Genomic DNA, 26,305 nt, shown 5'->3' with positions numbered 1-26,305 from the left:
ACCGTCCGAGCGGGGCGAGGGTTGGCGCAACCGCTACGAGCGGGGACGATATCGGCGTGATGGGTGCCGCGACGATTCCGGGACGAGGTAAGCTGTGGGCGCCACGGCGAGGAGCGGGCTCCAGGCCTCGCTCCATGACGACAACGGTGAGGGGTCGCCTCGGAATGCCAGGTCGAGGAAGGCCAGCGCGCCTTCCGCGGTCGCCTGTTTGACCTGCGGATTGAGCGTTACTCCGCCTGTCAGCAGCCGGTCGGTGAAGATGCTGTGCGACCCGCCCTGGAAGACCACCAGCGCCTTCCTTGTCGTCCCGACCGCCTCGTAGACCTCAAGACGATCCTGCACGGGCGACCGTCGACCGGGCAACGCGATGACGTCCGCCGTCGCGGTCACGTGGAAAGTTGGGATGGTGATGGCCGCGAGCACGGCGTGCAGGTCGCGCTCGCCGTAGAAGGGCGGCGCCGAGATGACGATGCCGGCCTTGAAGCGCATGTCCCTACGATCGATTGTCCGCCCTTCGCGAACAACGCGCGCCCCGCCGACGATCAAGGTCGTGTTCGCACCATAGGAATGGCCGGCGGCGACGATACGCGCCCGGTCGATGAACGCGGCAAAGGCGCTGTCCTTGTCGAGGAGGCGGTCGAGAGCGAAGCTCATGTCGGCGGCCCGAGCCATTGCCTCGCGTTCGTCCGCTGCCACGTTCACGCGATCGAGAACCTCGAACGGATTGCCGGCCCAGACGCTGCCGTCGCTCCCGACATGCTGCACGTGAAGGCTCGCGTAGCCGCTGGCCGCCCAGTGGCGCCCAAGATAGCTGTAGCCGGTCCGCGACTGACCGAGGCCGTGCGAGAAGACGATCAGGGAAACAGGCCCCGCCGGTACCCCCGGCGACGGCCAGTACAAGCGCGCCGGCACGCGGCGGTCGCGACGGGCATCAACCCAGTCCAGATCTGCGATACGGACGTCCTCGGGCGCCGCCTCGGCCGGACGGATCGCGCGGGTGACCACGCCTGTCGCGAAGCCGCCGACGATCATGGCCGTGAAGCGACGCCGGCTGTAGCCGAGGCGCGGGATTGCGTCTTCCCTCACAGGGGCCTGCCTCTTTGAGACGGTGGCGACATCGATACAAGTCGCTGGCTAGGGCACTTGCCGTCCTGAACGCGGTGAGGAGGCGCACACCGCGGGCGGCCGTCGTCGCCGCCATTTCACCGATAATAATCGCCAGCGGAAAACGCCCCCTATGACCGCATGGGCCTAAGTGCCAATAGCGGCGCATAGTCCGAACAAGCGGCGTACGAATTTGAACCCGAGCGGTCTCCTGGGCCGCGGCTGGCGGAGGTACAGCTCTCTGACGGCCGCTATCCTGGCGGCTCACGGGTTCCTGGGCGTCCCGTTCGGCTATTCGGTCGGCGGTGACGTGTGGAACGCGGGCGACATTCGAGATGTCGCCCCGGACCGAACAGCCGAGACTTTGGCTGTGCTTCACAGTCTGCCGCTACGGTGTTTCCCACGGAGCCGAACACGCCTTGCTGCGGGCAACGCACACCCCGGAGGTGCATCTGTTGGCGGGCCAGGACCATATCCCGCATGGCGACGATGAGAACGAGCACCACCGCACGCTCATCACGCTCCCGCGGCGAACGTTGGGGGCCGCTTAGGGTGGAAAGCTGCTGTTCAGCGCGCGGATGCTGAACGTCGGCTCTGCGCCAGCAGCCGACATTCAACTCGTTAGGCCGGAATTGCCGCTCTCGACGCTCTGCGGACGTTTGGTACGATCATCCCCGACCACATAATCCCCTGACACCATGAGTTTTTGTGCGAGTGGCATTTTAGCAGCAGGCAGATCGGCCAGCATCGGCTCTAAGCGGACGTGCTGGAGCACTGCCCACCCAAGGCCCTCGCAGGATCATGACCGGAAGCAACTGGCCAATTCGACACGTCTCGGTAGTGGCGGGCGTACTGCTCACTCTCGCCATTCCGTCCTCTGCTCAGGCCAAACCAAGTGACAAGCCTCAGACGGAACAGAATGGTTCGCCGGGAAGCAGCGCAGACAAGGATCAGAAGGCAGAGAAGTCCGACAAGAAGGACGTCGATACCGAGCACCTGTTCGGCTTCACGGAGGGCGCTGATGCCGGAGAGAAGGGTGAACAGGAAGTCGTAATCGATACCGTCACACGCGTCAGCAAGCGCAGAGACGGTCCTGGCCCATCGACTTATCGTGTGCTCGAGACGCGGTTCGCCTACCAGTTCAACCCCATCGACAAGCTGAGCATCGAATTCAGCGCTTTCGGCACGCTGCGTCGGCAACGCAACATCGTGGATCTGGACGACAAATCCTACGGCACCTTCGACGGTGTCTCCATGGAGGTGAAGTACCAGTTTCTGAAAGGTACGAAGGAGCAGCCATTGGGGCTCGCCCTCGAGGTGCGTCCCCGATTCACGCGTATCCTGCCCGTTGAAGGCAATGGCGCCAACATCTTCGACCTTGAGAGCCTGCTCCAGCTCGACGTTCAGGTGGTGCCGGACAAGCTCTGGTACGGCAGCAACATCAGCTTCGAGCCCGCCGCTGGCCGCCAACGGGGTGGTGGTCCTGGCTACCGCTCCTCGACATTCCTGTGGTCGAACGTCCTGGTGGGACGGATTGGGGAGAACACGTATTTCGGTCCGGAAGTACGCTACCTACGCGGCTATGAGGGAATTTTCCTAAACCAGCTGGAGAGCGAAGCGCTCACTGTGGGACCCGCCCTGCATCATAGGTTTACTGAGAAGATCTGGCTGACAGCAGCGTATGCGGGGCAGGTTTGGGGTCGGGATGCAGATCCGACCCTCGCTGGCCGTGCCCTTGGGCTCAACCAGTTCGAGCGGCACAACGTCCGGGTCAAGTTTGGCATGGAATTCTAACTCGGGTTCGCCTCGGCACCGAGGTTGACTTTCGAATTGGCGGCCACCGTCTGCGTCTGATTGGTAGCGGTGCCGATCTATTCCATGGCCAAGGCGGCCATCAACAGCCTGACCCACGCCCTCGCCGCGTTCCGCCTGAACATCGGCCTCGGTCGCCCGTGCAGGCCGGAAGTCGTCGCCGCCGTCGTGTTCCTCGCATCCGGCCGGGCGGGCTTCGTCACCGGGACGAATCTGCGCGTCGATGGCGGGTCGGTGTCGACGCTCTGAGCAGATCGCGGTAGCCTCGCATGATGCCCTCTATTTCCCCGGCATCGCGAAAGCGAACCGACGTCAGGCCCGTCCCGCTGCCCTCCGACTGCGCCGTGACCTCCTGGTACGCCGGCGCCGACCTCGCCGATGCCTTCGCGGTGAGGCTGCCAGGGCCGGGGCCGCATGACTTGTCCAGGCTTGCCGAGGCTGCGCTGTCGAACCCGGCAGCCTGGGTCACCATGGCCATGTGGTTGCGCGACGGGGCTGTGCGCCCCTTCGGGGTGCGGACGTCGGGCCAAATCCGTACCCGGCTGGAGACCGGCGGACGGGACCGGATCGGTTTCTTCCCCGTGCTCTCGCGCTCGGACCGGGAGATCGTGCTCGGCGAGGACGACCGCCACCTCGATTTCCGCCTGTCGCTGCTTCTGGTCACGCGCGACGATGGACGGGAAGACCTTACGGCCACCAGCGTGGTCCGCTGCCATAACCTGTTCGGGCGCGCTTACCTCGCCGCCATCCACCCCGGGCATGTACGCGTCGTCCGCTCCGCCCTGGCAAGGGCCGGGATGCGCTGAATGCGCCGCCGCACGTCCCGAACGGCACTTTGACCCGCCCTGGCAGGGAATCGTGTCCTCAGATGTCGATTCGGGCGCCGATCTCGACGGCCCTGTCGACCGGGATGCGGAAGTAGCGGGACGCGTCCGTCGCCGCGCGCGCCATGGCGATGTAGAGCCGGTCCTGCCAGACCGGCATGCCGGTCTCCGGCGAGGGCACCAGGACCCGCCGGGTCAGGAAGTAGGACAGGTGGCTCGCGTCGAAGCCGGCTGCGGCCAAGGCACGGGGCAGGTCCGGCAGCTCCATGAACCCGAAGCGCACCGTCACGCAGGTGAAGACGTCCGAGAGCGGCTTGACCGTCACGCGGTCCGCCTGAGGCACCCGCGGCAGGTCCTCGGTGACCACGTGCAGGATGACGTTGCGGGCATGCAGCACGTGGTTGTGCTTCACGTTGTGCATCAAGGCCCCGGGCGTGTCGCCCGGCGAGCCGGTCAGGAACACGGCCGTGCCCGGTGCCCGCAGGACCGAGCCGGTCTCGGCCATGCGCGTGAAGTTCGACAGGGGAACGCGGCGCCGGTGGATCTCCTCCGCAACCAGGGCCGAACCGCGCCGCCAGGTCCACATGGCGGTGACAAGGGCCGCCCCGATGGTCAGCGGCACCCAGCCGCCGTGGAGCAGCTTGAGCGCGTTGGCGGACAGGAACACCAACTCGATGAGCAGGAACGGAGCGATGACCACGGCCGCCAGCACGGGTGACCAGCGCCATGCCTTCCAGGCAACGATGAAAAGCAGGCTCGCCGTGATGACCATGTCGCCGGTTACCGCGATGCCGTAGGCCGCCGCCAGCGCGCTCGACGACTTGAACAGCACCACCAGGAACACGACGGCCACGAGCAGCCACCAGTTCACCCGCGGAATGTAGATCTGCCCCTTCTCCGTCTCGGAGGTGCGCTGCACGCGCATGCGCGGCAGCAACCCGAGCTGCATGGCCTGCTGGGTGATCGAAAAGGTGCCGGTGATGACGGCCTGGCTCGCGATGACGGTCGCTACGGTGGCGAGCAGCACCATCGGCAGCAGGGCCCAGGACGGGTAGAGCAGGAAGAAGGGGTTCTCGATGCGCTCGGGATGGGCGAGCAGCATGGCGCCCTGTCCCAGGTAATTCAGGGCGAGCGCCGGCAGGATCAGGCCGAACCATGCCGCACGGATCGGCGAACGGCCGAAATGGCCCATGTCGGCGTAGAGCGCTTCCGCACCGGTCACGGCCAGGAAGACGGCGCCGAGCGCTAGCAAGCCGGCCGTGCCATGGTTGAGCAGGAAACTGACGCCGTAGGCCGGGTTGAAGGCCGCCAGGATGCTCAGGTCGTCGGCGAGATGGCTGAGGCCGCCGAGCGCCATGACGACGAACCAGAACGCCGTGATCGGCCCGAAGAAGGTCGCCACCCGCGCCGTGCCATGGCTCTGGACCGCGAACAGGCCGATCAGGATGGCGAGGCTGAGGGGTAGCACGTACGGCTCGAAGGCCGGGGTGACGAGCTTCAACCCTTCGACGGCGGACAGCACCGAGATGGCCGGGGTGATGATGGCGTCGCCGTAGAACAGGGCGATGCCGACCATGCCGAGCACGATGACGAAGCTTCCGGACTGGCCGAGCACCCGCTGGGCGAGCGCCACCAGGGAGGGCGTGCCGCCTTCACCCTCGTTGTCGGCGCGCATGACGAGCAGCACGTACTTCAGCGTCACGATGAGGATGAGGGCCCACAGGATCAGCGAGACGACGCCAAACACCATGTCGCGCGTCGGGGCGTGCCCCCGCCTGCGGCAGCGTGCAGGGATTCCTTCAGCGCGTAGAGGGGGCTGGTCCCGATGTCGCCGTAGACGATGCCGACGGATCCGAGGGTCAGCGCCCAAAAGCTCGTCTTGGAGCCGTGGCCCGCATCGGCCGACGGCGGCGTCTGCAAGGCCGAGAGTTCAGTTGTAGAACCCGACATCCGACGCTTCCTCCGAACGCGGGCCGTTCCCGCCAGGATCGGCCTTCAACGGCCAAACGGCTCGGTTCGTTCGCGGCAAAAGCATCTTGCTCGGGCAAGCCTCACCATTCCCACATGCTACCCGAGGGCTAGCTCGGACATCCGAGGAACCATCGCTACGGCCGCGGACCTTCGCTCCCCGCGCCCGGCCGACTGCCCGGATCCCAGGGAAAGTTTCGGTGATCGGCAAGCCAATCCGACACGCTCGCCGGCGCGGGAGCACCGGCCTGCCTGGCCACGATCGTATCGACGACGAGCTTGGCGGCATAGAGAATCAAGGCAGGGATGGCCGCGCGGGCAAGGCGCAAACCGATACTGGCGCGCGTCAGGGTGCGGCTCGTTGCCCAAGCGAGGTGGAACAGGGCCGGGAGGTGCCGGAACGGACCGATCCGTGCCGCGGCGGCGCGGCGAAGCCGGGCGGTGGCTGACGGAAACAAACGCACTGCGCGCCGCTCGGGCGTTCCCTGCTGTGTCGAAGGACAACGAGCACGTCCCGTACGGGATTGCCACGCGTTCCGGGGCGGTGACGACACGCGACACGATAGCGCCGGCGATCCGGCGGCTGCCCCCCACAACGGAGTCTACCGTCTATGTGCGGGTCGGTCTTCGCGGTCTCACTGAGTCGGCATTGAAGCTGCGGCATCAGGCGCTGCGCACCACCTCGAACCAAGTCGGCTGCGCATCTGTTGGCGCACCATCATCGGCAGCTTCAACGGTAAGCTCTGACCGTGTCTGCAACCCGGATCGCCTCGCCCGAACTGCCCGAGCTGCCAGCCGAGGCCTTCACGAAACATGACCCCTCGCCCGATTCCCGCTTCTACAGGGAGCCGCGCTTCGTCACGCATATTGATGAGTCGGCCATCGCCGCGGTGACGCGCCTGTACGCCGAACTACTCCCCTCGGGCGGCATCATCCTCGACATGATGTCGAGCTGGGTCAGCCACCTTCCCCCGGACAAAGCCTTCGCGGCGGTGATCGGCCATGGCTTGAACCAGCGCGAACTCGACGCCAACCCACGGCTGACACGACGCTTCGTGCAAGATCTGAATGCCGACCCGCATCTCCCCATCGAGAGCGCGAGCGTCGACGCGGCGCTGATCTGCGTGTCGGTGCAGTACCTCCAGCAACCGGTGACGGTGCTGTCGGAGGTTGCGCGTGTGCTCCGCCCAGGATCGCCGGTCATCGTCAGCTTCTCGAACCGCTGTTTCCCGACCAAGGCTGTCGCGATCTGGACTGCTCTCGATGCGATGGGGCACGCGCAGCTCGTCGATCTGTATCTGCGACGCGCAGGTTTTGCGCGAACTGAAACACGGGTCCTGATCCCGGATGGTGGCCCGAGCGATCCGATGACGGCTGCAGTCGGCTGGTTCGCACCGGAATGACGGGTCATTCGGCTCGGAAACGGTAAAACAAGCATCACTTGGGCTTAAACGGCGGCTTGGAGCCGATGAGGCGGCCGAGGTTGCACGGTCGGCGGGTGGTGTCGCTGAAGGCATGATGGAACTCCGTTTTGGAAGCCATCAGCATCGCACCCGCATCCGCCCGCGCCGCAGCTGTGCGCTTCGAGCTGAAGTCGTGTCGTTGCCTCCGAGCAGGCGTGCCGCGACGAAAGGGCATGCGGTCGGCAGCGGCTGCCCTTAAAAGAGCCCGATGCCCGATGCCCTGTTTTCGCCGGCCGCCGCCCGCAACGCCGCTCCGATCGTCGAGGTCCTCAAGCGCGTTCTCCCGCCCAGCGGCCTTGTCCTCGAGATCGCGAGCGGGTCGGGCGAGCACGCCGCTCACTTCGCTCGTGCGCTACCCGCGCTCGTCTGGCAGCCCAGCGATCCGGATGAGGCAGCCCGTCGCAGTATCATCGCCCACGCCCGCGCCGCTGGGCTGGCGAACATCCGATTGCCACTGGCGATCGACGCGACCCGTCAGCCGTGGCCGGTGACACGGGTGGACGCGGTTGTCGCGATCAACATGATCCACATCGCCCCCTGGGACGCGACCATCGGGCTGATGGCTGGCGCGGAAGCGACGCTCCCGGAGGGGGGTATACTCTACCTCTACGGTCCTTTTCGGGAGGATGGTCAGCACACCGCGCCGAGCAACGCCGCGTTCGACGACAGCTTGCGCGCGAGGAATGCCTCCTGGGGCGTCCGCGATATCGAGGCGGTCGCGGCGGCCGGCCGAGCGCACGATCTGCATTTGGTCGAACGCGTCCCGATGCCGGCCAACAACCTCAGTCTGATTTTTCACCGAGGGTACCGAGGCTCCGCTGTTGACAGGGAGTTCACGCCTTGACCGCCTCGCGCCAGACCAGCGCGGTCATCGTCGGTGCGTCCGGCGGCATAGGCGGGGCCTTGATCCGCGCGCTCGCCGAGTCTGCTGCCTACGCGCCCATCTTCGCGCTCTCGCGCTCGGAATCGTCTGTCCCGCAGGGCGTCCGAACCCTCCCGATCGACCTAACCGACGAGGCGACGGTTGCGGCGGCGGCGGTCAGGGTCGGCGAAGCCGGACCGGTCGGCCTGGTCATCGTCGCCACCGGCCTTCTTCACCGGACAGGCGTCTCGCCCGAGAAGACGGTCAAGGCGCTCGATCCCACCGCGATGGCCACCATCTTCTCCGTCAACACGATCGGCCCAGCGCTCGTCGCCAAGCATTTCGTGCCTCTGCTGGCGCAACGGGAGCGATGCGTGTTTGCGGCCTTGTCGGCGCGTGTCGGATCGATCGGCGATAACCGACTTGGCGGCTGGTACGCCTACCGCGCCTCGAAGTCGGCGCTGAACCAGATTCTGCGAACGCTTGCGATCGAGGTGGCCCGCAGCCGACCGGAGGCGATCGTCGTGGGCCTGCATCCGGGCACGGTCGCCTCCGGCCTGTCGCGGCCCTTCCGGCCGGACCCGACGGCCGACGGCGTCTTCTCTCCCGAGGAGAGCGCGTCGCATCTCCTGCGCGTACTGAACGGCCTCAGCGCAGACGACACCGGCGGCGTCTTCGGATGGGACGGCTCGCCGATCCCCGCCTGAGCGCGGTCTTGGCGCGAACGGATACGCTGGGGCAACGCCGTACGATCGTCGGGAGCTGGGCTCGCTCACGACATGCGACAGTTCCGGACCTTCGCTCTCGCACGGCAGTCCGTCCGCTGCTGACGCGTGAACGAGCGTAAAACGTGTTGATCGCGAGGCGCTTCAGCGATGCGCCTCTTTGCTCGGCGCACGACGTACGCCGCCGATACTGCGGGAAGCGGTTGCGCTCGCTGAAGGCGAAACAAATCGCGCCCCGCCGTCCTTGTATGTTCATTGGGAGAGGCGGCCTTGGCGGACGCGATCATGCCTGATCTGGAGGAAACAGCGCGTTCTATCGCACTGGGCCGCTACGCGATCTTAGACACGGCTCCAGAGCCGGCCTTCGACGACCTTGTGCTCCTCGCCTCGCGGATCTGCGAGGCGCCTGTCGCACTCATCAGCCTTGTTGGGTCAGATCGGCAGTGGTTCAAGGCACGCATCGGCCTTGCCCCTTCCGAAATGCCCATCGAGCAATCGGTCTGTCGTCATGCTTTGAAACAGGCCGGACTCTTTGTGATCCCGGACCTGACGCTCGATCCGCGGACCTCCGGCAATCCTCTCGTCACGGGCGAACCTCACATTCGGTTCTACGCCGGAGCACAACTGGTGACCTCGGACGGTGTCGCTTTCGGCACGATCTGTGTCATCGACACCAAGCCGCGGCCGGAAGGCCTCACGGATAACCAGGCCAGCAGCCTTGAGGCACTCGCCCGGCAGGCCATGTCACAGATGGAGCTCCGTCGCGTGATCGCCGAGCGCGCTGAGACGGCGCTGCGCAGGAGCGAGGAACGGTTCCAGGCTTTGGCCAACCTTGTTCCCGGCTTTCTCTGGAGCAGTGATCTTGTCGGTCGAGCAACGTGGTTCAGCGAGCGCTGGTACGAGTACTCCGGCCAATCTGAACCGGAGGCTCTCGGCTATGGCTGGCAGAAGGTGATCCACCCAGACGAGCGCGAGTACACAATCACGGGCTTCCGGGCCGCCATGGATCAGGAACGGCCGTACAACCGTGAATACCGCATTCGCGGGAAGGATGGCATCTACCGCTGGTTCATGGTCCGTGCTGAGCCGATACGGGATGCTGCTGGGCAGATCGATCGCTGCTACGGAGCTGTCACAGACATCCACGATCTGCATGAGCTGCAGCAGCGTCAAGCGGTGTTGGTGGATGAGCTGCAGCACCGCACCCGCAATCTGCTCGCCGTGGTGCGCTCGATCGCGCAGCAAACGATGACCCAGACTGGTCCGACCGATCAGTTTTGCGACCGGTTCAACGACCGTCTCGCGGCTCTCTCACGCGTGCAGGGTCTGCTCTCACGTTCCGACAAGGAGCCGATCACCATCCAGGCGTTGATCCAGATCGAGCTCGACGCGTTCGGGGTTGCCGCGATGCAGGCTCGAGTGGCGCTGAAGGGCCCGCCGGTCCGCTTGCGCAAGGTCAGCGTGCAGACACTCGCTCTCGCCCTGCACGAGTTGGCCACCAATGCGCGCAAGTACGGCTCTCTCGCCAACGAGCAGGGGAGGCTCTGGGTGAGCTGGGATACCTACAGGGGAGAGGACGAAGAGCGGCGGCTATCGCTGGTTTGGCAGGAAGAGGGTATCCGCCGGCCCCAGGAAGGCAGTCCGATCCGGCGGGGCTACGGACGTGACCTGATCGAGAAGGCGCTGCCCTACGCACTGAAGGCCCGCACCAGCTACGAACTCAGTGAGGCTCAACTGCGCTGTGTCATCGACCTACCGCTCACCGATGGCGCGAAGAAACGGCCTTGAAGATCTCTACGGCAAGCTTGCCGGCACGTCAGCTTTGGACGTTCATCGCGAGCGCATTGAGCTTCCGCCTCCGATCCACTGCGAACATCTCAAGTTTCCGGCGCGGGTAGACTTTTCTTTCTGAGTGCGGCGAGCGCTAGAAGCGCCGTAGCGACAACGAACTGGGGGCAGGCAACTAGCGCGGCAGCACCTTTGCCTCCTGCAGGCTGCGAATGGCGGACACCAGAGCTTCGACGCTGTCGACACTCTCGCCGAACCCGGCGCGCCGGATCTTGCCCATGTCGGAGACGAGGTCGAAGTCGCTGTGAAACACGAAGTCGCCGAAGCCCCAGCCGACCGCACGCTCGTAGGGCATGTCGCTCAAGCCCTGTTCGGCCACCAGCTTCTCCCAGGCCGGCTTCTTGTCCGCCATGTGGGTGGCGAGGCGCATGGGGACCGGTGGCCCGAGCGGCAGATCGAGCGCGGTGGCGAGCTTCTCCCAGACCCGCCGCCACCGGAAAGGCTCGTGTACGTAGTTGAAGGCCTCGCCGCGCGCGGCGTCCGCTGTCGCAGCCCAAAGGCTTGCCCGGCCAAGGGCGCGGGCATCTGTCACCTGGGCGAACACGCCCTCGTAGACGTGCGTGGGACCAGGGAAACGGAACGCTGCCCCTTCCATACGGCACAGGGCGGCGTAGGCGCCGATCACCATGGCGATGTTCATGGCGTTACCGGCCGCGTCGCCGACCACCACGTCGGGGCGCAGGATCGACCACGCCGCACCGCCGCGCTCCGCCCGACGCCGCAACACGTCCTCCTGCGTGAAGTAGAAGTTCGGCCCGATGTGGCGCGGGTTCTCGTCCTCGTAGAACGGTGCAGGAACCGACCCGAGATGGACGCCATAGACCTTCGCGCCCTGATACAGGACCACGCGCTCCAGCGGCGCGCCGACGGCGTCCAGCCCGTCGAGGAGGTTGCGCAGCATCGCGCCGTTCAGCCGATCCTCTTCGGCGAGGCTCGGATGCGGCGCGAGCGCGGCGTAGAACAGGTGCGTCGTATCTCGGGCCTGCGCGAGGGCGGCGCGGGTCGTGTGGGGATCGGTGAGATCCGCCGCGATGTCACCGCTCGATCCGTGCGGTCGACGCGAGAGGGCGCGCGCATGCCAACCGTCCGCTGCCGCGAGTTCCTGCATCAGCGCCTTGCCGATGATGCCATTCGCGCCCGCAACCAGGGCCCTTCGGATCTCTGCCATCATCGCTCGCGTGGGTGCCGGGGGACCGGTGCGCTCTGCTGTGCCGCTGTGGGGCGAAGGACGCGCAGCCAACAGGCGGTCAACCCACCGGAGCAAGATCCGTTCGAGAACCGGAGTCTTCGCGTGCTCGACCGCACTCCGCATAGGCAGCGCTTGCCTACGGCTCGGTCTTGATGAACTTGGGCCGTTGCAGGCTCGAAGAGGCGCCTCATGCAGCAGGACGAGGCGGAAGGCGAGGATTGGCGATCCGTCAGCACGCGAGGGCCTGACGAGCGGAGCATCGGCGTCGCGCTCACCAGATCACGCGAGCCCAACCGTGGCCGCACGGCTGATCAGCCCTCCGACATTCCGGCTCTTGGCTGGCGGGACATCCTCTGGCGGGTCGTCTTCTCCCTACAGCGCGATCGGGTTCTGGCGACGGCGGGCGGTGTCGCGTTCTTCGCCCTGCTCGCAGTCTTTCCCGCGCTCGCCACGATCGTTTCGCTCTACGGCCTGTTCTCGGACCCGACAGCGATCGGACAGCACCTGAGCCTACTTGCAGGCGTTCTGCCGAACGGCGTGCTCGATCTGCTGTCGGAGCAACTCGTCCGCATCGCCCGGCAGAGTACGGGTGCTCTCAGCACCGCCTCGCTGCTCAGCATGATCATCGCATTCTGGAGCGCGAACTCGGGGGTGAGCGCGCTGTTCGATGCGCTCAACGTGATCTACCGAGAGCGCGAGAAGCGATCGCTGGTGGGCTTCTACGTAACCACCTTCCTGTTCACCCTGACCGGCATCGTCTTCGTTCTCGCGTCGACCGGCATGGTGGTGATCCTGCCGATCGTACTGAGCCGCATAGGCTTGGGCGGACTTGCCGATACAGCGCTTCGCATCCTGCGCTGGCCTGCCCTCCTGCTGCTCGTTAGCATGAGCCTGTCACTGACCTATCGCTATGGCCCGAGCCGACGAGAGGCGAAATGGCGCTGGGTCAGCTGGGGCAGCGTCGCCGCCTCTCTCTCCTGGGTCTGCACCTCTGTTCTGTTCTCTTGGTACGTGGCCAGTTTCGACAGCTACAACCGTGTCTACGGATCGCTCGGTGCCGGCGTCGGATTCATGACTTGGATCTGGCTATCCGTCGTCATCGTGCTGCTTGGGGCGGAACTGAACGCCGAGATGGAGCGCCAGACTGCCCGTGATAGCACCGCGGGGCGACCCAAGCCCCTCGGATCACGCCAAGCCTTCACGGCCGACACCGTGGGTCCGGCCCAGGATTGAAGCACGTGCCGGGCGGTTCCGTTCACAGGGATGAGTTGGGTCGCGCGGACCTCCTGCTGAACGCCAAATACACCGAATGCGAATTCCTGACCCCGAGCAGCCATTTGCGCCGGTGCCGGTTGAGGTCCGGTTGAGCCGCGAAAGCGGTCTCTCAGTCGTTCGTGGGTGAGTGCGGAACTCTCAAGTCGTGAGCAGATGGGCTGGGCCTTTCAACGAGGTCCAACGCAAGCGCACCGGTTTGCAGAAAGCGCGCGAACGCTAGGCAACGTGGAGGGACTGGCGTTCGACCGCGGTGGGGCGGTCCGCTCCGTCGCTCTGTACGGCGAGGTAACGCCGCCAGCCGCCGTATCGGGTGATGTCCGTACCAGAGGCGATCCCCTCAGCCTCGACCAGAAACCCCTTGGGATTGGTGCCGTCAGCGAGGTGAAGGGTGCCGATGCCGAGTGGGGCCGGGATGGCGGCCACGAAGCGGCCGAAGGCGGCCGGCGACAGGGCCCAGACTTCGGCTGCGATGTTCGTGCCCGCGCCGGCCGCGACTCGCAACAGGCCCGGCCGCCGGGGCGGACCGCCGGGCAGCGCGTAGAGCCGATAATCCGGCCGCGTGGCGCCCATCCGGAGGAAGCGTGCCCCGAGGCCGGTCAGCTCGCGGTTGAGCGGAAGTCCCGAGAGATGCGCGCCGATCACCGCGAGCTCGATTTCGTCTGGGCCCGCGCTCGCCGGCCCGGCCTCCGGCACCGGCACCGACTCCCCGCTCGTGCCGATCGGGACGCCGGCCGCCGCGTGAAGGCGGGCGCCCAAGGCGGCGAGGAGCCCGTCCCGGCCGCGCGGCGCGATCAGCGTGAGGCTCGCCGGCAGGCCGTCGGTCCGGAAGCGGCCCGGTACCGCGAGCGCGCAGAGGTCGAGCAGATTGACGAAGTTCGTGTAGGTCCCGAGTTCGCTGTTGGGGCCGATCGGGTCGACTTCAAGTTCGGCGCAGGCGACCGGCCGCGGGTAGGTCGGCACCACCAGTACGTCGATGTGCTCCCACAGGGCGTCGGCGGCTCGGCGCAGCTCGGCCAACCGGTAGAGGCCAGCGAAGGCGTCGGCGGCAGTAAAGGCCGTGGCCCGGCCGATCACCGCGCGGGTGGTCGGGTGCAGCGCTTGCGGTGACCTCTCGATGAGCGGACGGATCGCCTGATAGCGCTCAGCGACCCAGGGGCCGTCGTAGAGGAGCGCGGCGATGGCGAACATCGGCGCGAGATCGACTGCATCGGGCCGTCCGGTGAGGGTAGCGAGGTCGTCGAGTCCCGCCACGAAGGCGGCCTCCGACAGGGGATCGCCACCGAAGCGGAGGCTTGCGGCATCCGGCATGCCGACGCGCAGGCCCGGCGGCAGCCCGAGTGGCTGGGTCGGCACGGGTAGGTCGCGGGAGTAGGGATCGGCCGCGTCGTAGCCTGCCATGATCCGAAACACCCGGTCGGCATCCGCGACCGTGCCAGCGAAGACTGAGACGGTGTCGAGCGTCCGGCAGGCCGGCAGCAGGCCCCGGCTCGAGACGGACCCGAGCGAGGGTTTCAGCCCGACCACGTTGTTGAGGCCGGCCGGCACCCGCCCGGAGCCCGCCGTGTCGGTGCCGAGCGCGAAGGCGACGAGCCCGTGCGCCACCGCTACCGCCGAGCCGCTGCTCGACCCGCCGGGCACGAGATCGGCGTTCAGGGCATTGCGCGGGGCCGGATGGGGCGTGCGAAGGCCGACGAGGCCAGTGGCGAACTGGTCGAGATTGGTCTTGCCGATCAGGATCGCACCCGCGGCCAGCAGGCGCGCGACGCAAGGGGCGGTCTCGGACGGCACGAAGGCGAAGTCCGGACAGGCCGCTGTAGTGGGCAGGCCGGCGACGTCGAGATTGTCCTTGACCGCGAAGGGCACGCCCCAGAGCGGTTTTTCGGTCGGGTCGAAGGGCCCGAGCGCCGCCGCGGCTGCGAAAGTCTCTGCCTCGGGCAGCAAGGTGAGGAAGATGCCCGGATCGTCGATGGCGGCGAGGCGCCGGTAGGTCTCGGCCAGGACTTCTCGCGGGCCGAGGCCGCTGGCGTAGGCCGCGTGCAGGGCGGAGATTGTCGGGAAGGGAGGCACGGGTCCGTCCTCGTCGTTAAATGTCACAGGCCCGCGAGGCGGGCGCCTTCTCGGGCGATTGAGCCGTCCGGCGCGATCAGGGCGTCGAGCACCCGGAAATGGTCGGCTCCCGGCACGACGTGCAGGTCGCCAGCGAGGCCCAGCGCCCTGCGGGCGGCGTGGTAGTCCTCGGATTGGCGGCACAGCTCGGGCAGCTCGGCCCCGCCATAGATCACCGAGACGGGCGGCCCGTCCGGGGCGAGGCGGTGGATGGGCGAGAGCTCGGCGACCTCCCCATCGGTGAGGCGCAGCGCGTCGTTGAGTGCGGTCCCGGCGATCGGTTCGAGATCGAAGATCCCGCTCACGGCCAGGGCGGCATCGACCGTGTCGGCCGCAAGGGTCGCCATCAGCGCCGCGAGATGGCCGCCGGCCGACCAGCCCGCGACAACGAGGCGCGAGGGTCCGATCTTCTGCCGCAGCAGGCGCAAAGCCGCCCCGACTTCCTCGGAGATCCGGGTGAGGCTTGCCTCCGGGGCCAGGGTGTAGCCGATAAGCGCCACGTCGAAGCCGAGGGCGAGAGGCCCCTCGGCCATGCAGGTGAAGTCTTCGCGGGCGTTGCGTTGCCAGTAGCCGCCGTGGATGAAGGCGAGGCAGGGCGCCCCCGCCGCCCCGCAGCGGTAGAGATCGAGCGCCTGCCGCGGGCCGGGGCCGTAGGCAAGGATGTGGCCGGCCTTGCTCTCCCGGAAGGTAGCGCTGCGGGAGCGCCAGCCCGCCACGAGGGCAGCGCTGTCCCGGACCGCCCCCGAATTGTCGTAGGCCCGGGTGAGCGCGGCGCGGTCGAGGTCGCGCCAGTGCACGGCATCGGCCGCGGCCATCAGGCGGCCTTCGGTGCGTGGTGGCTGTGGAGCTGGGCCGACAGCATGCGGCGCAGATCGTTGAAGGCGGGGCTCGACACGTCCCGGCGCCGCGGCAGGTCGACGGTGTGGACGGCCTCGATCCGGCCCGGCCCCGGCGACATCATCACGATCCGGTCGGCGAGGAAGATCGCCTCCTCGATGGCGTGGGTGACGAACAGCACGGTGAGGCCGGTCCGGGCCCAGAGGTCGAGGAGTTCGTCCTGGAGGCGCTCGCGGGTCATGGCGTCGAGGGCACCGAACGGTTCGTCCATGAGGACCATCTCGGCCTCGTTGGCGAGCACCCGGGCAATGGCCACGCGCTGCTTCATGCCGCCCGAGAGCTGGTGTGGATAGGCGTCGGCGAAGCGGCCGAGACCGACCAGATCGATGTAGCGGCGCGCGGTGTCGCGGACCTCCGCCGCGGGGCGGCCCCGCGATTTGGGGCCGAAGCCGATATTGTCGCGCACGGAGAGCCAAGGGAACAGGCAGTAATCCTGGAACACCATGCCGCGGCTCGGCGCAGGACCGGCGATCGGCTTGTCCCACATCAGGGCCTGGCCCGAACTCGGCGCCTCGAAGCCGGCGGCGATGCGCAGCAGGGTCGACTTCCCGCAGCCGGAGGCGCCGAGCAGGCAGACGAACTCCCCCCGCTGGACGGTGAGGCCGGCGCCGCGCAGGGCCTCCGTCCGTCGGCCTTGCGCCGTGTAGGTCTTCGAGACGTCCCGGATCGTCAGGATGGGAACGGTGGGCTCAGCCATGGGAGGGGCTCCACGAGAGGAGGCGGCGACCAACGCGCATGACGATCCAGTCCGAGACGAAGCCGGCGACGCCGATCACGCCCATGCCGCAAATCACGATCTCGGTGCGCGAGAGCTGGCGTGCCTCCATGATGACGGCGCCGAGGCCGGTCTGGACGCCCGTCATCTCGCCGACCACGATCACCACCCAGGCGAAGCCTAGGCCGAGCCGCAGACCGGTGAAGATCGAGGGGAGGGCGGCGGGCAGCACCACCCGGAGGAACTGGGCGGGACCCGTGCAGCCCAGCATCGCCGCCGCCTCGAACAGGCGCGGCTCCACCGAACGCACGCCGAACACGGTGTTGACGAGGATCGGGTAGAAGGCACCCAGGAACACGAGAAAGAAGGCCGAGGTGGCCCCGAGCCCGAACAGGATCATGGCCAGCGGCAGCCACGCGGTGACAGGGATCGGGCGCAGGATCTGCAGCACGGGATCGAGGAGAGCCCGGACCAGGGGCACCCGCCCGATCATCAGCCCGAGCGGCAGGGCCGCCGCGGCGGCCAATGCGAAGCCGCCATAGACCCGCGACAGCGAGGCCCAGAGATGAGCCCAGAGAGTGGCGCTGAAGGCGTCGTCGTTGATCCCGCCGAACGCCATGTCGCGCAGGGCCAGCCACACTTCCGCGGGAGGCGGGACGAGGCTGTAGGGCCGGTTCGCGGTGGCGAAGTGCCAGAGCGCAAGGGCCGCCAGCGGCACTACCAGCGCGAGGACAGGGCCGCGCAAGCGGTCGAGGAGGTTGCGGAGCGGGGCGTCCGGCTTCGGGCTCTGTCCCTGAGCCGGCATGGCGGTCGGCAAGGCGGCGGGGAGGGCGGCGCCCTCGATCGCGGCGCTCACGCGTCCCTCATGGCATCGACGAAGCGGGTGTCGATGAAACCGTCTTCGGGAAGGCGCTTGATCTGCTTCAGTGCCAGCATGCGATCGGCATAGATCTTGGCCTGCCGCACCTCGTCGGGCCCGAGCTTCCAGGTGAGTTCGACGTTCGGGGCCGAGATCGCCAGCGCCTCGCGCTTCTGGCCCAGCTTGGACACCGCCATGGCGATCATCGCCTCCCGGTCCTTGGCGGCGAACTCGGTGGCTTTGCGGTGGATCTGCAGCATGGTGCGCACGAGGTCGGGCCGCTCGGCCAGCGTGTCCCGATGGGCGCCGAACACCATGTTGAGCGAGCCCATCTCGGTGCCGTAGGGGTACTCGACGAGCTGGCCAATGCCCGAGGCGAGGCTGACGCCGGGGGCGGGCTCGGCGCCGACATAGGCATCGACGTCGCCGCGGGCGAGCGCGAGGTGCATCTCCGAGAAGGAGATGCGCACCGGGGTGATGTCCTTCACGGACAGTCCCTCCATGCGCATCCGCTCCAGGGCGAACACCTCCTGCGTGCTGCCGGGCCAGATCGCCACGCGCTTGCCGCGCAGGTCCTTGATCGTCCGGATGTCGGAATCCTTGCGAGCGATCACCCCCATGCCGCGGTTGCAGGTGGAGGCGATCACGACGATCGGCTCGCCCGCCGCGGCCCCGAGCGTCGCTGCCGCGAGCCCGAAAGTGCCGAAATCCACCGACTTGGTGACGACGGCGTTCTTGCCCTCGGTCGGGCTCTCGAACGGGATGACCTCGACCCGCACGCCTTCGGGCGTGAAGCGCTCGTAGAAGTGGGGCGCGATCGAGTGAATGAGCTTGAGCGAGCCCATCCGGATGACGGTCGGAGCGGACTGTGCCCGCGCAACGCGGCCGGGGAGTGAGCTCGCGACGAGGCCGGCTCCGAGACCGGCGAGGAGGCTGCGGCGGTCGATCATCGGGCGGCTCCTGCATGTACCGAGGCCGTGAGCCTAGGAAGCAGGGCTGTTGCCGGGAAGTGCTAATTCTTGACGGCGCTGTTGAATTTTTGGCAACACCGTGCGGGAGGACCGGGATGAAGCATCTGCGCAGCCTGACCGCGGTGGCCGAGGTCGCTCGCAGCGGATCGATCCGGCGGGCAGCCGAGCGCCTCAACATCACGCCCTCGGCGTTGACCCGCCAGATCCAAGACATCGAGTACGAGCTCGGAACGCCGATCTTCGAGCGCCTTGCCCAAGGGATGCGGCTGAACGCGGCGGGGGAATTGTTGGCGCGGCACATCCGCGACCAGGCCGCGGACCTCGACCGGGTGCGCTCGCAGATCGCCGACCTCTCCGGCGTGCGCCGAGGCCAAGTGGCGCTTGCCTGCAGTCAAGCCTTCGTCACCCGGATGATCCCGGAGGAGGTCGAGACCTACCGGGCACAGTTTCCCCAGGTCGCCTTCACCGTGCAGGTGCGCGATCACGTCCAGGCGGTGGCCGCCCTCGTCTCGTTCGAGGCCGACCTCGCGCTCATCCTCCAGCCGCCGCCCTCGGCGGAGCTGCATGCGCTCTATGCCGGCCGTCAGTCCCTGTGCGCCCTCATGCGGGCGAGCCATCCCCTGGCCTCCGAAGACGGGCCGATCCGGCTGCGCGACTGTCTCGCCCACGCCCTGGCGCTGCCCGACCGCTCCCTCGCCATCCGCCACCATATCGAGCAGGCCCTCGCCCGGCGCGGGATCGAGATGCGCGCGACCGTGGAATCGGGATCGCTGGAATTTCTGCGCAACGTCGTCCTGCGGGAGGATGTCGTCAGCTTCCAGGTGCCGAGCGGCATTCCCGACGACCCGCGCCTGCGCAGCCGTCTGATCGACGCCCGCGATCTCGAACCGATGAGCGTCGTGCTGGCGCAACTGCGCGGACGTCTGCTCCCGGTCGCGGCGAGCAAATTCGCCGACCAACTCGCCGCACGCCTGAACCGTCAGATTGCCGCGGCCTGAACGATCGTCGAGAGATGTCAAAGCCAGGTGGGTAAGGACGGCGTGATTGTTGGATTGCCGAGGCGGTGAACCGGCTCGGAACGGAATGTCGCGGACTTGCTGCCCTCCTCGGCACGGGGCCGACATGCGTAGCGGGTTTGGTTGCGCCGGCAGGCCTCGGCCCCGTGGAGCGCCGCACCGGCGAGGCGGTAGAGGTTTAGCGGGTCTCCGCCCGTGCGGACGCCCGCGGCCACGTTGCTGCTGACCGTGACGGCCCCTGCATCAAACCCGGCTGACAGGCTCCCGAGCAGCGCGCCTGCTGCTTGGACTGCGCCGGAGACTCGCTGCGCCCCGGCCTGGTCTGTGTCGAGCCGCGAGCCTCTGTCTGATCAGCTGAAGATACAGCTCCCCAGAGTAGGATTAAGGTCCGGACTTGGATCATGAGCGGATCTTTAGAGGACAAGGCCGAGGGTCTGCGAACGGCGCAAAGCCGAACAAGGTGGAGGCGAACTCCTCACCCCTTGCAGACCCTCAAGCCTGCCGGCCGAGACGTCCGCTTGGTCGGAAGAAGCGGACCTTTGAGCAGCGGTCACGACATCAGGATCTTGTGTCTCCCGGCTTGAACATCCCGGGCAGTGGCAGCGTGCGGGACAAGAGCGCCCATTCCAGAAGCCATGTTTGAAGGTCTAGAAGTGGCGATTTTCGGACGAAAGAACCGTAACCTGAGGGCCGGCAGCTGTTGCTTAGGCGAACGGAGCAGACTCGAGCGACCCCGGCCTTAGCCTGATTGCCACTGTTGCTGATCGTCACGGAACCACCTGCTGTCCGCAGCGGTATTCCGGGCATGTTCTTTTTCTTCTCCAACCGGTTGGGTTGTCTCGGCTCGATCCTGATTTCCGTGCTGCTCACGGTCATCCTGATCGGGATCTTCCGGGGGGTCTGAGGCCCATTGCTTCTTCGAGCCGTGAACGCCTATCTGCCGGCACGTCGGCTGTTTAGGCTTCCACCCTCGTAGAGAATAACAGGATGACGGTCAGCGAAGGAGACGCCCAAATCGAACTTGGCTGATCCAGATTTGGACGTGCCATTGCTAGGATTGCCCACGTCGAAATCAATCGTCGAACGCGCGGCGCACTTCAGTGTGGATGCATTGCAGTCGATCTTGAGTGTTCCAGGTCGATGAACGTATTTCCGCACCGGCCACTGACGTATCGCTCGCCGTTTTTCGTCAACCAAATTGGCCTGAGTATACCGTTTGCCGTAGAAAATCACTGTTGGTCCGTACATGTACGGCACGCCTGAAATCGGACTCGCATTATTGGCAGACCAAATTTCGAGATAGCGACTGGCAATGACTGCCGTGCGTTCCCGCATCTCAGCCAGACTGATGGCTTGAACGGAGGACGAACATGCAGCAAGCGGAGCCAGAAGCGCTATCAATTTATAAGTTTTCATCCGCTGTTCCGCCGAGCATCTGAAGAAAAATCCATAGGACTGCATTTATTGATGGACGCCGTTGAGGCGCCAAGCCGTCCTTATATGTCTCGCTCCAGCAGCATCTCTCGGGGGAATTGCCGGTTTAGAAGCGAGAAGGCTCAATGAGCCACTGCATCACCCCATTAGGCTGAGTCGAGGTGACGTGCTGCCTGGGCTCAGGTATCTCTCTTTTGGCCGTATCCTCCTTAGTTCCAGCATGGCGCTGTACGCTGAACTGTACCGCTTTCTTGTTTCGAGGAGTGCTATCAGCTTGATTGGGAACAACAATCTTTCTGACGCGATCTTCGGTTGCAAGCGTACGGGCATTTCGATCGCCTGAGTTCGCGATAATGCGGAAATGCTCTGGTCTGCGGGGGGGCACGGGTACAGCAAGCCCAGATGCCAGCTTGTTCGCTTGATCAGGAATATCTCGAGGCTCCTCTGTTGGAGCCTCAGCTTGGAATACCAGATTCGGCGAGACAACACCGGCGGCATGCTTCGTTGTAGCGGGTTGATTAGGATCTACCCAGCTACCCAAGCCGGACTCGGCTGGAGAGGCAACGGCCGAGGCAGGCAATTTTGCTTCCGTTCCCTCCTGTGGAGTCACAGTTCTGTCGGCCCCGATTGCAATAAAGGCTGCAGTGGAAGCTGCTCCAGCCGCAAATGCTAATGCAATCATAAGGCGTGGCTTTGAGAAAGCAGGCATCTGCAGTCTTTATGCTACAAGTGAATGAGGGTTCGGGATTCAACACCTGACGAAGAATTTCGGTTCCGGCGACGGCGGATGGCAGGCGTCTAAAGTTGAGCAGTATTGGTTCGCAGCTCCAATCACCCAGCCGGGGTCACGGCGCGCGGCAGTCCATCGCGGTTGCCGCCTCGATGACGCTAAGAGCCCTTCGCCGGACCTCGAGCGATACGCTCGGGCTATCCGAGACGATGGCTGCGTCCCGCTTCAGTGTCGCGTCGCAGGCGCATGAGCTGTACCCCGCGGTGTCGTAGCAGGCGTCGTGGCGCATGCACGCGGCGTCGAGGTCGTCCGTCGGCGGCAGACCCTCGCCCCGCTGGCCCTTTCCGCAGTAGTTCCCGTGGAACAGCTCCTTCCCGGCGACGACTTGGCTAAGGTTTCCTTTCGGCGGTGCCGGCGCCTCGGCCCGGCCGCTCGAGTTGAGGTCGTTGGCTGGCCCGCCCGCCTTGGAGCCCGAGGCGCGTAGGGCCTTCGGGATGCCGGAGCGCGCGCCTGGTTCGTTCAGGGCCTCGCCGGCCCGGCCGTTCGGGTCCGAAATGTCCGGTAACGGAGGAGGCGGCCCAGGGCGCGGTTCGTCCGCCTCGACGGACGCGGCGGGTACTTCCTGAACGCCTTGTGCGACGGAAGTGTTCGGGTCGGCCACAAGCAGCAGCCCCAACATTGCGAGAAGAGATGGTCTCAAGGAAGCCCCCCGGATTGGCGCCGCCTAAACTCGAAGCTCAACCTTACCGTTCCGGGGAACGTCCCGCCGCGGTCATGGAGAGGCGGCGACCATGGGGCGACGCCGTATGAGCCCTCGCAGGAGGCGAAACGGCAGGAAGACGAGCGTCAACCAGAGACGGGGAACAGGGCCAAATCGTTCCGCCGACCGCGTCCGGGCGGAAGGTATCCCATGCTGGGACGCCGCCGAGATCAGTGCGTGCAACGGTTCCCGCCCCTCAGGCATTCTGACCCGTCCATTAGGATGAGAAGAGGCTTCCTGATGTCGGTACGTTTGGAAGAGACACCATCAACGCGGACTTGAGCCCGTCAATGAACCGACGCACGCGTGCCGGCATGTGTTGCCGGGTTGGGAGCACGGCCCAGATGGCCAACTGCTCCGGCTCGGCATCGTTGAGGGTTAGGGCCTTGAGGGTGCCATTGGCCAAGTCCTGTGCCACATCCCAATAGGTCAGCAACGCGAGTCCAGCTCCGGCGACGCAGGCGGCGTGCACCGTATCGATGCTGCTGGCGGCCAGTCTGCCCTTGATGCGCTTGGCAATGGGGTGCCCGGCTTGGCGGAACGTCCAGGCGTCCATCGCGTGCAGTGTCAGGCAGGCGTGTGCGTCGAGGTCGGCGAGACGCTCGGGGCATCCGTGCGCAGCGAGATAGGCTGTCGCGGCACACAGGATGCGTGGGTTGTCCGCCACTCGAACGGCTACCAGCTCGGACGCTTGCAGGGTTGCCACCCTGATCGCCACGTCGATACCGCCGGCCACGATGTCCACGATCCCGTCCGAGAAGGTCAAGTCGACCTTGAGGCGCGGGTTTTCGGCCATCAGCCGGACGACCAGGGGTACGACGAGAGCCCGGCCGATGCGGTGGGGCGCGGTCACGCGCAGGACCCCGCTCAAGCCCTCGTGCTGTTCGGAGAAGGCCGCCGTCGCCGCCTCCTGCGCCTCCAGCATCGTCTGAGCGAGCGGCAGGAACGTCTCGCCGTCCGCTGTCAGCGCGACGGAGCGCGTGGTGCGGTGGATCAAGCGCACCCCGAGCTCGTGTTCCAGCGCCGCAAGGCGCCGGCTGACCGCCATCGGAGACAGTCCCGCCTGCCGCCCGGCGGCCGAGAGGCTGCCGGTCGAGACGATGGCGCAGAACAAGGCCACATCCAAGAGATTCATCAGCATATCACTGACTGATAAAATGCTTATCGTCCATCACGGCTACTGAATGGCCGACCCTGCAGCTATCTTGCTGTCAAACGAGCAGCGAGAGCAGGTCGGAAGACGAACATGAGTAAGGACGCAAACGGCCTTTTCACCGCCACCGATATAACCGGGTTGACGCTTCGTAACCGCTTGGCGGTCGCTCCGATGACACGCGTGAGCGCTTCCGAGGACGGCACCGCCACGGAGACGATGGCCCGCTATTACGAGCGCTTCGCCCGTGGCGGCTTCGGGCTCCTGGTCACCGAAGGCATCTATACGGACCAGGCGTTTGCCCAGGGCTACCTTCGCCAGCCCGGCATTACCAACGAGGCTCAGTCTGAGGCTTGGCGACCGGTGGTGGACGCCGTGCATCGGCATGGCGCGCGCATTTTCGCGCAGCTCATGCATGCGGGTGCGATCAGCCAGGGCAACCGCTTTCGCGACACCACCGTCGGACCCTCGGCCGTGCAGCCTAAGGGTCACCAGATGGAGTTCTACTACGGCAAGGGCGCCTATCCGATGCCCACCGCCATGACCGAAGAGCAGATCGCGGACACCATCGAAGGCTTCGCCACGTCGGCGGCACGGGCCGTGTCGGCCGGCTTCGACGGCATCGAGATCCACGGCGCGAACGGCTACCTCATCGACCAGTTCCTGACCGACTACGCCAACCGGCGCGACGACCGGTGGGGCGGCGACATGCGCCGGCGCACCACGCTCGTGCGCGCCGTGTTCGATGCGGTTCGGGCCACGGTCCCGGCCGGCGTCCCGGTTGGCGTGCGCATCTCGCAGGGCAAGGTCAACGACTTCGGTCACAAGTGGGCGGGTCGCGAGCAGGACGCCGAGGCCATCTTCGGCACACTCGCCGAGGCCGGAGCCAGCTACCTCCACGTCACCGAGCACAAGGTGTGGGAGCCTGCCTTCGAGGGAGGTCGTGACAGCCTCGTTGCCCTGGCTCGCCGCTACGCGCCGCATGTCACGCTGATCGCCAACGGCGGCGTGCAGGATGTGGCGCGGGCGCAGGAGGTGATGGCCGCGGGGGCCGACATCGTGGCGCTCGGCAAGGCCGCGCTCGCGAACCCGGACTTCCCGAACCGCGTCCGGGCCGAGCGGGAGGTGACCGCGTTCGACCCCGCCATCCTCGGGCCCATCGCCAACATCAAGTCGAGCGAGCTGGCGGCCTGACACGCGCATCCGCGGATCGGCGCATGCGTGTGCCGTCGCCGGACCGCGGAGATTTCCAGCACGGCCCGCAGCGATAACGCAGCGACAGGAGATAGACGATGTTGGAACGTGTGGTCACCGAACCGGACAACTATGCGCCGTTCCTGCTCTCGCAGGGCATCCGCTACGGGAACCTGCTCTTCATCTCTGGCCAAGCGGGCGCCGCGGATGACGGCAGGATCGTCGAGGGCGGCTTCCGGGCACAGGGCGAACAGGCCTTCGCCAACCTGCGCCGCGCCCTTGAGGCCGGTGGATCGAGCCTGAAGGATGTCGTCAAAGTGACGATCTTCGTCACCGACATGAGCCACTTCAAGGATGTGGTCGAGTTGCGGCGACAGTTCTTCTCCGAACCCTATCCAGCCGACACGATTGCGGAGGTTAAGGCGCTCTACGATCCTGCGGCGATGATCGAGATCGAGGCTATCGCGGCAGTCCACACCCCCTGATGTCACCGATCCGGACTGTGTGTTGCGGCCGCAACTCCAATGAAACACGACTTCGGCAGACCATTATGTAGGCCATGACGTCTGCCGAAGCGCATTTCACACATCTCTCGATCGCCTCTGCACCAAAAGCCGACTTTGGATCGTGAAGTGCTGAACCGCTGCTTGCGACCCATTGCGGGCATTCTTCTCGTTGCGCACTCTGGCCCAACGACTGAACGCGATCCCAACCGGATGCAACGCTTGCTGTACGAGAGCGCGCTTCGCAGGCGCTCGGCCGAGTTGATACGTCAATGAGGCTCGATATACGCGTAGCAGTCTATCAGTCGACGACAGCCTTTCCGAATTGCACGCCGCCTCACGTTACAGCACGTCGATCCTCCGGCTTGCCGTTCGGCTCCTCATCATCTTTGCGGATCACGCTGATGGAACCGTCGCCTTCCAGCGAGGCGAGCCGAACGAGGACGGGATCGTCGATGCCTTGTTGGCGAAGCTGGCTCATCAACTCGGCGTGCGTGATCATCTCCCGGCGCATGTTCCGCCAGCAGATGCGGCCATCGACGACAAGCGGCAGGCGCTTGGGCGTGATGAAGCGCTCAAAGGCCGGAACGCGGAAGGCCAGCCAGTCGATGGCGTAGTTCCAGCCAACGATGGTCAGGACGAGCAGGAGCCCCTCCGTCAGCGACTTGTACTCGTTCGAGAAGGCGTTCTGCGAGACGTCGGCGATCAGCACGATGACCAAGAGGTCGGCTAGGCTCACGGCGCCCGCCTGGCGCTGCATGACAAACCGCATGACGAGGAACAGGGCCAAGTACATGATCGTGCCGCGCAGGGCGATCTCCAGCAGGGAGTGCTCCGGCACGAACAGAGCCTGCCAATCGGGCATCGAGACCTCCGCAACGCTCAACCGCCTCGGGC

Annotated in this window: 23 protein-coding genes and 1 pseudogene; 12 read left to right on the top strand and 12 right to left on the bottom strand. The window is 66.2% G+C overall.

Annotation, left to right across the window (positions count from 1 at the left end):
• Positions 1-33: 33 nt before the first annotated feature.
• Positions 34-1,086 (bottom strand): alpha/beta hydrolase family protein, encoded by a 1,053-nt coding sequence (locus MSPGM_RS05085; RefSeq protein ID WP_012752237.1) that lies wholly within the window; start codon positions 1,084-1,086, stop codon positions 34-36.
• Between the two features lie 819 nt (positions 1,087-1,905).
• Here MSPGM_RS05085 and MSPGM_RS05080 point away from each other — a divergent pair.
• From MSPGM_RS05080 to MSPGM_RS05070, 3 genes are all read left to right on the top strand, one after another.
• Positions 1,906-2,898, top strand: coding sequence for a hypothetical protein (locus MSPGM_RS05080; protein ID WP_209687937.1), 993 nt, complete (start codon positions 1,906-1,908; stop codon positions 2,896-2,898).
• 69 nt (positions 2,899-2,967) lie between these two features.
• Entirely contained in the window at positions 2,968-3,165 is a 198-nt protein-coding gene (locus tag MSPGM_RS05075; RefSeq protein ID WP_261926187.1) for an SDR family oxidoreductase, read from the top strand.
• 95 nt (positions 3,166-3,260) lie between these two features.
• Entirely contained in the window at positions 3,261-3,722 is a 462-nt protein-coding gene (locus MSPGM_RS05070; RefSeq protein WP_261926186.1) for a DUF2867 domain-containing protein, read from the top strand.
• A 58-nt stretch (positions 3,723-3,780) separates the two neighbouring features.
• On the opposite strand, the pseudogene MSPGM_RS05065 reads toward MSPGM_RS05070, so the two are convergent.
• Positions 3,781-5,690 (bottom strand): annotated as a pseudogene (locus tag MSPGM_RS05065) (potassium transporter Kup).
• 767 nt (positions 5,691-6,457) lie between these two features.
• Between MSPGM_RS05065 and MSPGM_RS05060 the strand changes: the two are divergent.
• The 4 genes from MSPGM_RS05060 to MSPGM_RS05045 all read left to right on the top strand — a co-directional run bounded on the left by MSPGM_RS05060 (position 6,458) and on the right by MSPGM_RS05045 (position 10,546).
• Positions 6,458-7,111 (top strand): methyltransferase domain-containing protein, encoded by a 654-nt coding sequence (locus tag MSPGM_RS05060; RefSeq protein WP_261926185.1) that lies wholly within the window; start codon positions 6,458-6,460, stop codon positions 7,109-7,111.
• Between the two features lie 268 nt (positions 7,112-7,379).
• Positions 7,380-8,015 carry a DUF938 domain-containing protein gene (locus MSPGM_RS05055; RefSeq protein WP_209687942.1) on the top strand — a complete coding sequence of 212 codons (636 nt, stop codon included), beginning with the start codon at positions 7,380-7,382 and terminating at the stop codon, positions 8,013-8,015.
• Entirely contained in the window at positions 8,012-8,740 is a 729-nt protein-coding gene (locus MSPGM_RS05050) for an SDR family NAD(P)-dependent oxidoreductase (protein WP_209687943.1), read from the top strand. The genes MSPGM_RS05055 and MSPGM_RS05050 overlap by 4 nt, the downstream gene beginning before the upstream one ends.
• Before the next feature lie 303 nt (positions 8,741-9,043).
• On the top strand, positions 9,044-10,546 hold the full coding sequence (locus MSPGM_RS05045; protein ID WP_209688685.1) for an HWE histidine kinase domain-containing protein: 1,503 nt from the start codon (positions 9,044-9,046) through the stop codon (positions 10,544-10,546).
• Positions 10,547-10,721: 175 nt separating this feature from the next.
• Here MSPGM_RS05045 and MSPGM_RS05040 read toward each other — a convergent pair whose 3' ends face one another.
• A complete protein-coding gene (locus tag MSPGM_RS05040; RefSeq protein ID WP_209687944.1) occupies positions 10,722-11,774 on the bottom strand; it encodes an SDR family oxidoreductase in 1,053 nt (350 codons plus the stop codon).
• 210 nt (positions 11,775-11,984) lie between these two features.
• Between MSPGM_RS05040 and MSPGM_RS05035 the strand changes: the two genes are divergently transcribed.
• A complete protein-coding gene (locus MSPGM_RS05035) occupies positions 11,985-13,028 on the top strand; it encodes a YihY/virulence factor BrkB family protein (RefSeq protein ID WP_209687945.1) in 1,044 nt (347 codons plus the stop codon).
• A gap of 258 nt (positions 13,029-13,286) precedes the next feature.
• Here MSPGM_RS05035 and atzF read toward each other — a convergent pair whose 3' ends face one another.
• Genes atzF through MSPGM_RS05010 form a run of 5 tightly spaced genes read right to left on the bottom strand, consistent with a single transcriptional unit; the run spans position 13,287 to position 18,597 of the window.
• Positions 13,287-15,137, bottom strand: coding sequence for an allophanate hydrolase (gene atzF / locus MSPGM_RS05030; RefSeq protein ID WP_261926184.1), 1,851 nt, complete (start codon positions 15,135-15,137; stop codon positions 13,287-13,289).
• A 23-nt stretch (positions 15,138-15,160) separates the two neighbouring features.
• Positions 15,161-15,991, bottom strand: coding sequence for an alpha/beta hydrolase (locus MSPGM_RS05025; RefSeq protein WP_209687947.1), 831 nt, complete (start codon positions 15,989-15,991; stop codon positions 15,161-15,163).
• On the bottom strand, positions 15,991-16,770 hold the full coding sequence (locus tag MSPGM_RS05020; protein WP_209687948.1) for an ABC transporter ATP-binding protein: 780 nt from the start codon (positions 16,768-16,770) through the stop codon (positions 15,991-15,993). Before MSPGM_RS05020 ends, MSPGM_RS05025 begins: the two co-directional genes overlap by 1 nt.
• A complete protein-coding gene (locus tag MSPGM_RS05015) occupies positions 16,763-17,593 on the bottom strand; it encodes an ABC transporter permease (RefSeq protein WP_050900031.1) in 831 nt (276 codons plus the stop codon). Before MSPGM_RS05015 ends, MSPGM_RS05020 begins: the two co-directional genes overlap by 8 nt.
• A 47-nt stretch (positions 17,594-17,640) precedes the next feature.
• On the bottom strand, positions 17,641-18,597 hold the full coding sequence (locus MSPGM_RS05010) for an ABC transporter substrate-binding protein (protein WP_003601439.1): 957 nt from the start codon (positions 18,595-18,597) through the stop codon (positions 17,641-17,643).
• 116 nt (positions 18,598-18,713) lie between these two features.
• Here MSPGM_RS05010 and MSPGM_RS05005 point away from each other — a divergent pair, with 116 nt between their 5' ends.
• Positions 18,714-19,616: a LysR family transcriptional regulator gene (locus MSPGM_RS05005; RefSeq protein WP_003601437.1), complete on the top strand. Its 903-nt coding sequence runs from the start codon at positions 18,714-18,716 to the stop codon at positions 19,614-19,616.
• A 775-nt stretch (positions 19,617-20,391) separates the two neighbouring features.
• Complete coding sequence (locus MSPGM_RS05000) at positions 20,392-20,538, top strand: hypothetical protein (protein WP_186813010.1); 147 nt, start codon at positions 20,392-20,394, stop codon at positions 20,536-20,538.
• 29 nt (positions 20,539-20,567) lie between these two features.
• Here the strand turns inward: MSPGM_RS05000 and MSPGM_RS04995 are convergent, their stop codons facing one another.
• From MSPGM_RS04995 to MSPGM_RS04985, 3 genes are all read right to left on the bottom strand, one after another.
• Positions 20,568-21,050, bottom strand: coding sequence for a hypothetical protein (locus MSPGM_RS04995; protein ID WP_100213315.1), 483 nt, complete (start codon positions 21,048-21,050; stop codon positions 20,568-20,570).
• Positions 21,051-21,913: 863 nt separating this feature from the next.
• Positions 21,914-22,477, bottom strand: a complete 564-nt coding sequence (locus MSPGM_RS04990) for a hypothetical protein (RefSeq protein ID WP_003601433.1) — start codon at positions 22,475-22,477, stop codon at positions 21,914-21,916.
• Positions 22,478-22,775: 298 nt separating this feature from the next.
• Positions 22,776-23,699, bottom strand: a complete 924-nt coding sequence (locus MSPGM_RS04985) for a LysR family transcriptional regulator (protein ID WP_003601431.1) — start codon at positions 23,697-23,699, stop codon at positions 22,776-22,778.
• Between the two features lie 105 nt (positions 23,700-23,804).
• Here MSPGM_RS04985 and MSPGM_RS04980 point away from each other — a divergent pair, with 105 nt between their 5' ends.
• Complete coding sequence (locus MSPGM_RS04980; RefSeq protein WP_261926183.1) at positions 23,805-24,905, top strand: NADH:flavin oxidoreductase; 1,101 nt, start codon at positions 23,805-23,807, stop codon at positions 24,903-24,905.
• A gap of 98 nt (positions 24,906-25,003) precedes the next feature.
• Entirely contained in the window at positions 25,004-25,390 is a 387-nt protein-coding gene (locus tag MSPGM_RS04975; RefSeq protein ID WP_003601428.1) for a RidA family protein, read from the top strand.
• Between the two features lie 355 nt (positions 25,391-25,745).
• Here the strand turns inward: MSPGM_RS04975 and MSPGM_RS04970 are convergent, their stop codons facing one another.
• Entirely contained in the window at positions 25,746-26,273 is a 528-nt protein-coding gene (locus MSPGM_RS04970) for a DUF421 domain-containing protein (protein ID WP_003601427.1), read from the bottom strand.
• Positions 26,274-26,305: the final 32 nt, after the last annotated feature.

This window comes from Methylorubrum sp. GM97, from assembly GCF_024347855.1.
Taxonomy (GTDB): Bacteria; Pseudomonadota; Alphaproteobacteria; order Rhizobiales; family Beijerinckiaceae; genus Methylobacterium; species Methylobacterium extorquens.
Note: the sequence above shows the minus strand (reverse complement) of the source record. Positions and strands in the feature narration are given on the sequence as shown.

Coding starts and splice junctions, on each gene's coding strand:
- MSPGM_RS05080 (WP_209687937.1), top strand. CDS start 1,906: ATGACCGGAAGCAACTGGCCAATTCGACACGTCTCGGTAGTGGCGGGC.
- MSPGM_RS05055 (WP_209687942.1), top strand. CDS start 7,380: ATGCCCGATGCCCTGTTTTCGCCGGCCGCCGCCCGCAACGCCGCTCCG.
- MSPGM_RS05045 (WP_209688685.1), top strand. CDS start 9,044: ATGCCTGATCTGGAGGAAACAGCGCGTTCTATCGCACTGGGCCGCTAC.
- MSPGM_RS05040 (WP_209687944.1), bottom strand. CDS start 11,774: ATGGCAGAGATCCGAAGGGCCCTGGTTGCGGGCGCGAATGGCATCATC.
- MSPGM_RS05035 (WP_209687945.1), top strand. CDS start 11,985: ATGCAGCAGGACGAGGCGGAAGGCGAGGATTGGCGATCCGTCAGCACG.
- MSPGM_RS05025 (WP_209687947.1), bottom strand. CDS start 15,991: ATGGCCGCGGCCGATGCCGTGCACTGGCGCGACCTCGACCGCGCCGCG.
- MSPGM_RS05020 (WP_209687948.1), bottom strand. CDS start 16,770: ATGGCTGAGCCCACCGTTCCCATCCTGACGATCCGGGACGTCTCGAAG.
- MSPGM_RS05015 (WP_050900031.1), bottom strand. CDS start 17,593: ATGCCGGCTCAGGGACAGAGCCCGAAGCCGGACGCCCCGCTCCGCAAC.
- MSPGM_RS05010 (WP_003601439.1), bottom strand. CDS start 18,597: ATGATCGACCGCCGCAGCCTCCTCGCCGGTCTCGGAGCCGGCCTCGTC.
- MSPGM_RS05005 (WP_003601437.1), top strand. CDS start 18,714: ATGAAGCATCTGCGCAGCCTGACCGCGGTGGCCGAGGTCGCTCGCAGC.
- MSPGM_RS04995 (WP_100213315.1), bottom strand. CDS start 21,050: ATGAAAACTTATAAATTGATAGCGCTTCTGGCTCCGCTTGCTGCATGT.
- MSPGM_RS04990 (WP_003601433.1), bottom strand. CDS start 22,477: ATGTTGGGGCTGCTGCTTGTGGCCGACCCGAACACTTCCGTCGCACAA.
- MSPGM_RS04985 (WP_003601431.1), bottom strand. CDS start 23,699: ATGCTGATGAATCTCTTGGATGTGGCCTTGTTCTGCGCCATCGTCTCG.
- MSPGM_RS04980 (WP_261926183.1), top strand. CDS start 23,805: ATGAGTAAGGACGCAAACGGCCTTTTCACCGCCACCGATATAACCGGG.
- MSPGM_RS04975 (WP_003601428.1), top strand. CDS start 25,004: ATGTTGGAACGTGTGGTCACCGAACCGGACAACTATGCGCCGTTCCTG.
- MSPGM_RS04970 (WP_003601427.1), bottom strand. CDS start 26,273: ATGCCCGATTGGCAGGCTCTGTTCGTGCCGGAGCACTCCCTGCTGGAG.